Source organism: Brachyspira sp. G79, from assembly GCF_002379365.1.
Classification (GTDB): domain Bacteria; phylum Spirochaetota; class Brachyspiria; order Brachyspirales; family Brachyspiraceae; genus Brachyspira.
Genome location: NZ_JQIU01000008.1, coordinates 2,603,046 through 2,610,418 on the forward strand (window position 1 = coordinate 2,603,046; position 7,373 = coordinate 2,610,418).

13 protein-coding genes are annotated in these 7,373 nt (G+C 24.9%); all 13 read left to right on the plus strand.

Annotated elements, in window-relative coordinates:
• Positions 1-7: 7 nt before the first annotated feature.
• The 13 genes from KQ44_RS15280 (at position 8) to KQ44_RS12975 (ending at position 7,350) form a co-directional block, all read left to right on the plus strand.
• Positions 8-175 (plus strand): group-specific protein, encoded by a 168-nt coding sequence (locus KQ44_RS15280; protein ID WP_096737748.1) that lies wholly within the window; start codon positions 8-10, stop codon positions 173-175.
• Between the two features lie 8 nt (positions 176-183).
• On the plus strand, positions 184-570 hold the full coding sequence (ssb, locus tag KQ44_RS12925; protein ID WP_096737749.1) for a single-stranded DNA-binding protein: 387 nt from the start codon (positions 184-186) through the stop codon (positions 568-570).
• Positions 570-797: a hypothetical protein gene (locus KQ44_RS12930; RefSeq protein WP_096737750.1), complete on the plus strand. Its 228-nt coding sequence runs from the start codon at positions 570-572 to the stop codon at positions 795-797. Before ssb ends, KQ44_RS12930 begins: the two co-directional genes overlap by 1 nt.
• A 10-nt stretch (positions 798-807) precedes the next feature.
• Positions 808-1,089 carry a hypothetical protein gene (locus tag KQ44_RS12935; RefSeq protein ID WP_096737751.1) on the plus strand — a complete coding sequence of 94 codons (282 nt, stop codon included), beginning with the start codon at positions 808-810 and terminating at the stop codon, positions 1,087-1,089.
• A gap of 69 nt (positions 1,090-1,158) precedes the next feature.
• On the plus strand, positions 1,159-2,088 hold the full coding sequence (locus KQ44_RS12940; RefSeq protein WP_096737752.1) for a site-specific integrase: 930 nt from the start codon (positions 1,159-1,161) through the stop codon (positions 2,086-2,088).
• Entirely contained in the window at positions 2,088-2,213 is a 126-nt protein-coding gene (locus KQ44_RS15495; protein ID WP_276307049.1) for a hypothetical protein, read from the plus strand. The genes KQ44_RS12940 and KQ44_RS15495 overlap by 1 nt, the downstream gene beginning before the upstream one ends.
• A gap of 22 nt (positions 2,214-2,235) precedes the next feature.
• Positions 2,236-2,613 (plus strand): hypothetical protein, encoded by a 378-nt coding sequence (locus KQ44_RS12945; protein WP_096737753.1) that lies wholly within the window; start codon positions 2,236-2,238, stop codon positions 2,611-2,613.
• 2 nt (positions 2,614-2,615) lie between these two features.
• Positions 2,616-3,500, plus strand: coding sequence for an RAMP superfamily CRISPR-associated protein (locus KQ44_RS12950; RefSeq protein ID WP_096737754.1), 885 nt, complete (start codon positions 2,616-2,618; stop codon positions 3,498-3,500).
• Between the two features lie 5 nt (positions 3,501-3,505).
• On the plus strand, positions 3,506-4,219 hold the full coding sequence (locus tag KQ44_RS12955) for a hypothetical protein (protein ID WP_096737755.1): 714 nt from the start codon (positions 3,506-3,508) through the stop codon (positions 4,217-4,219).
• Positions 4,189-4,833, plus strand: coding sequence for a hypothetical protein (locus KQ44_RS12960; RefSeq protein ID WP_096737756.1), 645 nt, complete (start codon positions 4,189-4,191; stop codon positions 4,831-4,833). The genes KQ44_RS12955 and KQ44_RS12960 overlap by 31 nt, the downstream gene beginning before the upstream one ends.
• A complete protein-coding gene (locus KQ44_RS12965) occupies positions 4,823-5,524 on the plus strand; it encodes a hypothetical protein (RefSeq protein ID WP_168171279.1) in 702 nt (233 codons plus the stop codon). Before KQ44_RS12960 ends, KQ44_RS12965 begins: the two co-directional genes overlap by 11 nt.
• A 122-nt stretch (positions 5,525-5,646) precedes the next feature.
• Positions 5,647-6,174, plus strand: coding sequence for a hypothetical protein (locus tag KQ44_RS12970; RefSeq protein ID WP_096737758.1), 528 nt, complete (start codon positions 5,647-5,649; stop codon positions 6,172-6,174).
• A 69-nt stretch (positions 6,175-6,243) separates the two neighbouring features.
• A complete protein-coding gene (locus KQ44_RS12975; RefSeq protein WP_096737759.1) occupies positions 6,244-7,350 on the plus strand; it encodes a helix-turn-helix domain-containing protein in 1,107 nt (368 codons plus the stop codon).
• Positions 7,351-7,373: the final 23 nt, after the last annotated feature.

Genomic DNA, 7,373 nt, shown 5'->3' on the forward strand with positions numbered 1-7,373 from the left:
TTATAAAATGATGGTTTATCAAATAGGTTATATAAGTTTTGGAATATTTAGTGTTATATGTATTTTTATTAGTATAACATCAAAAAATGATATAGCTAAGGCTTTCTATTTACTTTGTTTCTTTTTATCAAATATTGCTGCTTTACTTTGTGATATAGTAATAAAATTAAATTAGGAGTTATTATGGCAGATCATAACATTGTAACATTAATAGGAAGGCTAACTGCTGACCCGCAGCGAAAATATACACAAGGAGGAATGGAAATTGCTGAGTTTTCTATAGCAAACAATTATTATGTAATTACAAAAAACACTACAGAAGTAAATTATTTTGATATAGTAGCTTTTGGAAAATTAGCAGAAACAGTAAGTAAATATCTTATAAAAGGAAAGCAAGTTTTGATATGCGGAACACTAAGGCAGGAAAGATGGCAGGATAAAAATACAAACACTACTAAATCTAAAGTGAGAATAATTATGCAGTCAATGCAGATGCTTGCTGATAAAAAAGATGTGAATAATGCAGTAGAAAATAATAGTCAGAAAGATGATGAGGAGGTACCGTTTTAATGAATATCACTAAGTTAATTGATACTTTACAATCATATAAAAATAAAGGGTGTAATAGTGTATTAATATCAAATGATCATTTTACTTTTAATAAATATGTACAAAAAATTGAAATTGATAAAAATAATTCAAAACAAATTAATCTGATAATAGATGAAATATTTATATGTGATGCTATAAAAACAGCAAAAATATATAAAGATCATGATGAAATAATAACAATATAGGAAAATATTTATGATAGAAAATATTATTAATTCATATAATACTGATAGAGATTTAACAGATATAGATGTTTTATTGGATTTATTAATAGAATTAGAAAATCTAGGCGTTGAAGAAGTCTTTGTTAATAATAAGTATTTTAATGAACCAAAGCAGATTATTGATATTCATAAAAATAAAGGCGTATCTAATGCTGTTTACTTATCAATTTTAGATATGAGTTTTAATGAATCTGTTAAGTTGATAAAAGGAGAAAAAGAAATAGAGAATATCATTCATACATATACTATATAAGTTATAAAAGTTTATATTCTTTTTATTAAATGAAGGCTTTTGTCTTTAATTTAATCAAAAGGTATAAACATGGCTTCTAAAAGCAATAATAAATTAATAGCACAAAACAATAATAATATAATAACAGAAAAACAAGCGGAACTTCTCATTAAGCAAGCTAACTACTTAAATATACTTGACTATATGAAAGAAGAGCAGCTTATTAAACAGATAGATTATGAAACAGAAAAAGAAAACTTTTTTAAGCAATGTTCAAAAACAAAAAGCAATCACACAAAAAGACAATATAAAAACGGACTTAATAAACTAGAGGAATACTGCAAAATGAATAACAAAAATATTTTATTTATTAAAGCTAGAGAAGCTGATGATTTTATAACAGAAGTTAATTCTAGTGAGCTTTCTAATTTAAGTGTACGTGCATTAGTTTCTTCCTGTTCCTCTTTCTTTTCTTTTTTAGAAAGAAGATATCCGTTTATGAAAAATCCTTTTAGAGGTACAAAAACTCGTCCGCCAGTAAAAAATAAGAAACGTTTAGAAGTGCCAACTAAAAAAGAAATTGAATTAATAATTAAAGATATATCAGATCCGCTTATAAAAGTGGCCATCATTTTTATAATGGAATGCGGTGTACGTGTTGGTGCTTTACCTAAATTAGAAATCAGAAACAACAAATATTATTCTTATTCAAAAGGTAAGGAAATAAGCTGGAAAGTTACAGATAAAGTTATTAAATTATTAAAACAGAATAATATTTCTTTTAATTGTCCTTTCAAAAATAAAAGTTCTGAAGTGATAAGAAACATTTTTTATAGGAGTTCAAAGCGTTTATATAAACAAGGTAAAATAAAAGCTGCCTACTCTATACATGATATAAGGCATTATTTTGCTGTTACTTTATACAAACAAACCAAAGATATAGAACTCATTAGACAGGCATTAAATCATAGCAGTATAGCTATAACAGGAATATACTTAAAAAGTTTGGAGGCAGAATAATGAAAAAAAGATTAGTAGTTTGCAGATTAAATTATAAAGAATATAAGCTATTAAAAAGATTAGCTAAAAAAAATAATATGAGTGTCCGCAAATACATATATAAATTATTAATGAATAGTATATAATATATTTTAGTAGGAGTTATATATGGTTAAAGGCTTTGAGACAAACGATAATGAGAGAGCGGAAGCTGCATATATTATATATGCACTTCTCAAGTCACGTCCAGAAAATAGTTCAGTAAATCAGTCTAATCAAAAGTTTATAGATTGGGGAGTTGTTAGAAGATACATAAAAAAAATATTTAAAAAAAGTGAAACTATTTCGGAGTTTATAGAAGAACTTTCTATACAAATAGGTGTAGAAGTTATAGATAAGAAATACATAAGAGATATAGATTTTGACAATAATAATTTATTGAAATGTTTAGACAAAAATACTTTTGCTATAATAGCTTTATTACAGCAAAGATTTGCAAAAGATAGCGAAGACTTTAGTAAAAAAAATATTGATAAGGAGGAGTAATTATGAATATAACAGTTATATATAAAACAATATCGCCAATTTCTCATATAGATAGAAGTGTATCAAATTATTCAAGTTTTAATCAAATAAAATTATTTGATGATAATGATGAACTTATAGAAATACCTATTATATCAGCTAATAGTTTTAGAGGAGCTTTAAGAAATGCTGGTGCCAGCTATATATTAACTTTGTTAAATACTAAAGTTAGTAAACCTGTTTTTCATTTACTCTTTAGCGGAGGCAGTATTTCTAGCAGTATTGTAAATGATGTAGATAAAGCAAACTCTATCAGAGAGCAACATCCATTTGTTTCTATATTTGGAGGCTGCACATCTGATATGATGCTATCAGGAAAAATACAGTTAACTAATTTATATCCAATTGTGAAAGAAACAAAAAATATAACTAAAATAGAAAGTAATAAAAGTTATAAACATTTATTATCAGATTACATATCAATAAAAATGGATGATAGTAAAAATGATTTATTATCACAATATATGAATAATGAATATTCTGAAGATGTAAAAACTCAAATGATATATGAAACTGAATATCTAACAGTTGGTACATCTTTATGGCAGGAAATAATATTAAAAGATATGAATGAGTTAGAATTAGGGGCTTTCATTTCTAGTATATGGAATTGGTTAAAAAATAATGCTGTACTTGGCGGTAAAGCTAATGCAGGTTTTGGATTTTTTGAAGCTATTTTTGATTTTGGTGAATATGGAAAAATAATTTATGAAAATAGAGAAACAAGAATTGCAGAACATTTAGAAATAATAATGAATAGTTATACAAATTATTTGCTATCTAATAAAGAAAATCAAAATTATTTTGATATATTAGAAAATAAAAATAAAAGTGCTAGGAAAAAATAAAAATAATGATATTAAATGCGTATAATAATACTGAAAAACCAATTATTTATAAAACAGTTGATTCTGATAATAATGTTATAGATAAAAAATTAGATTTCAAAATATTAAAAAAAATAATAAAAGATTTTGATTGTTTTTTTTGCGGACAGCATTTTAATGAGGGAATAGAATTAAAAGAAGCTATATCTGATAGGTTTACTGATTATACATTAGTAAAATGCCCTAGCAGTAATTATATATGCGAAAGCTGTTCTCTAGGTCTATCATTAATTAGATATAATTATATTATAGATAGCAAGATTAAATTAATTAGACAAAAAGATTTTGCTGATATGATATTAAAACAGAATGAAACGCCTTTTATCGCTTGTATATCTACCAGCTTTAAAAAGCATTTATTTTATAAAACAATAATTAATTATGATTTAAATAACTTTTATATACAGTTAGAGAATGAAACTATATTATGTAATAGAAAACAATTAATTAATGATTTAGGTTTTATTTCGTTACTTCAAAGTTTAAATGTATCTAAAAAGAATATAGAGAATGGCATAATCAATAATGATGTTGTTTATTTATTAGGCGATAGTGTTTATAATTATTTAGAAAAGGCTTTGAAACGCAGAGATTTTCAAATCGCTTTATATACAGCTCAAAATAAAAACATAGAAAAGGAAAAAGCAATATGTCTTTTGAAAGCAATATGCAAGATTTAATAATAAAAGCTAAAATGCTAGATGGAAGAATAGCAAGTTACAATTTTGATTTAATGCTTGATGGTATTCTTTATAATGCTTTTATCAGATGTTATCATCCTGAGTTAATAGGAACAGTTACCAAAGAGTTTACAGATTTTTCATTACCTTTGGCAACACATAAAATGCCAAGCGGAGATTGGTATTATCTTTGCAGCAGAGCTTTTTTTAAAAGTGAAGAAGAGGATATTGCTTTTTTTAATAAAAAACAAGATTTAGATTTAGCGGCTGATTATTTAAATGATGATAAAAGCAAAAAAGATATAGCAGATGCAAGAGGAAAATATAAGGCTCATAGAGTAGCTATGATAGTAAAATATACTAAAGAAATAACATGGTATGCTCACGGATTTAAATCTGAGATAGAAAAATTATTAAACTATATAAATGCTATAGGTTATAAGAGAAATATAGGTTATGGTTTAGTGAAAGAATGGATAGTTGAGCCTCATAAAAAAATACAATTTGATAAAAGTATTCGTCCTATACCAGATTATCAAGGCAACTGCATAAAGCGTATACGTCCGCCGTATCATTGTTATAAACATGAAAGAAGATGCAGTTATGATTTATAATAGCAGATATGTGTTTCCTAACTGTTATAAATATAAAAAAGAAATAAGTCAAATAAAAAATATAAATAGACTTTTTGCATTTCCAAATATTCCAACTTTTGATAATGAAGCTCTTGTAATATTAGATAGCGGAGCTTTTGCATTATCACAATCAAAAAAGAAAATGACTTCTAAATATATGTTTGAACTTTCTGAATATTATCATAAGTATTCTAAAGAATATAATAATATTTTATGCATATCTCCTGATGTATTTAAAAATCCTTTCGCTAGTATTAATAATATAAAAAAATGGAGACATTATAATTTATATAAAAATATTACTCCTGTTTTGCAAAACTCTCAAAGTTTATTAATAGATAAAGACGAGCTTATATATCAAGTAGATTTCTACACGTCTTTAGGTTATAAAACTTTGTGTTATTCTATATTTAGTGCAAATGGTATATTACATAAACAGCAGAATATAGAAGAAGTTTTTTTATATGCTAAAGAAAAAGGTATAGAATATATACATTGTTTAGGAGCAGGCTGGAGCTTAGAAGATATAAAAGTTTGGCTTGAAATAAAAGGCTGGGACACAATGGACAGCATAGCTTACTATACAACTAAAAATATTAATGAGTTTGGAAGTTTAAATCCTATTAAAAATATATATTCAATATTAAATATGTTAGATTTGTATAATTGATATATCTCTTTATAAAAAATAGTCTAAAATATAAATAAAATAGTCTAATTTTATAATAAGTACTTGACAATATTATAAAATTAGACTATAATTATAATATAAAGATAAGAGAGGATATTAAAATGACTACAACTAAAAGAGAAACTATTTATTTATTCAAACTTACTAATAGTATTTTTAAAAGTTTAGCAAGCTATGTTAATGCTCAAAGAGATGAAGCTGATAGCATAGCAGATATAATTGATGAAGCAGTTAGAAATGATGGTTCTATTGATACAGAAGATTTTTATTATGAAGATGAAGACGGTTGCGAATGTTTTGATGATGAAGCATTTGATGAAGCTGTATCAAAATATAAAGAAGAATTAACAGAAGCAGACATAAAAAGTTATTTAGATAGTGCTTTTAATACAGGAGCTTATGATTATTTTTATGATCACATTTCTGATGAATTATCAGAAAGAAATATTTATGATGAAGAAGATTGCCAAGATGATGAAGACTTGGAATTGTATAAATTAAATAATGAAAGACCTGATTTATATGTTTGGTTTACACAAAAAGAAATAGACGATAAACAATTAAAAGAAAGTAATAATGGTTTTTTAGAATATAACGGCTATACATATTTATATGTAAGTGAATATTAAAGGATATTTGTGAATAAAGCATATATAAATAGAAAAACTATAAGAAGAAAGAGATAAGGAGATATTAATATGATAGATATAAGAAATATAAATAAAGAAAATTATTATACAGTAAGCGAAGTAGCTAGAATGCTTGATTATAAAACTAATCAAAGTGTTTATAATTTAATTAATGATGGAAAATTAAAAGCTAATAAAGAGGGAAAGAGTATCATTATTTCAGGACAGGATTTATTTGACTATTTAGCTAATGAAAGAATGCTTGATATAAATGATATTATGAGTGATATACCTAATACATTTAGTTTTACTTTAGGAGATAAATATATGGAAAAGCTATCAAATCATTCAATGGAATATGAAAGACGACTTGAAATATTAGAAGCCAACTATCAAGCTGGAATGTATGAAAAAGATTATTATGAGTATGCAAAAAGACAGCTTATTGAAACTAGAGATAATCCGCCTCGCTGTCCTTATTGTGATGAGATATTAGGAAGAGGTGATAGTGTATTTAATAGAGAATTAAATGATACATACCATATATGCAAAAAATGTGAAAGTATTTTAATAAAGTTTTTAAATAGACCTAGAACAGTTCATAGTTTTAATATTCAAAGCGAAAGAAGAAAAATTAATGGAAATCTTTATTTTACATTAGAAGGTTTTGCAAATGTTTTTAGAGTATCTATGATAGATTTAAATAAACAAGTTCTTCCTTACAGATTGAAAATGATAAATAAAGCTATTGAGAATGATAAAATAAAAACAGTAGAAATGAATGGAGAACTATTAATACCTGCTGATGAACTTTATAGGATATTAGATATTTGTAAAGATAAAAACTACACATTTGATGATTTGTTTTATGGTAATTATAATTTAGATAAATATTTATTTTATAAAGACTTTTATCCAAAATATGATATGCATCAAGAGGCACATAAAATAGGAAGCTCTTTGAGAACAAAATTAAATATAGATAATAATAAATTATCTATGTTATTTGATTTAATTGTTAATACAAACGTTGATGACTTTATAACAGAAGTTGCCGAACTATATACTTCTGTAGGTATTTCAATACCAGATATATTTAATAAATTAAAATCTATAAATGATAAAAAAGGAACAGCAAAATATTATGGGTGCTTTTATAATGGGCTTAATGCATAATAATTAATTTATGAATTATAATA